Annotated in this window: 1 pseudogene; it reads right to left on the reverse strand. The window is 76.9% G+C overall.

The annotated features are described in order from the left end of the window. Positions 1-143, reverse strand: a pseudogene (locus tag ACQG3P_RS25560) (putative DNA modification/repair radical SAM protein); the annotation flags it as partial. Between the last annotated feature and the right edge of the window lie 86 nt (positions 144-229).

A 229-nucleotide genomic window follows, 5' to 3' on the forward strand; every position in this document is an offset into this window, starting at 1 on the left:
TAGCTGTGGCAGATGCCGGCGCCTTCGGTGCTGCCGATGCCGCCGGACGCGCGCGAATCCCGCCGCCCCGCGCAACTGGAGGCGCAGGACGCGTCGTACTTGGCGGCATCGGCCAGGATCGCCAGTTTGCGTATCGTCTCCAGGGAGAGACGGTAGGGGCGGGGGGGCGGCAGGGGGGTGGGGGGGGGGGGGGGGGGGGGGGGGGGGGGGGGGGGGGGGGGGGGTTGAG

This window comes from Stenotrophomonas sp. SrG, assembly GCF_050031795.1.
Classification (GTDB): Bacteria; Pseudomonadota; Gammaproteobacteria; order Xanthomonadales; family Xanthomonadaceae; genus Stenotrophomonas; species Stenotrophomonas rhizophila_A.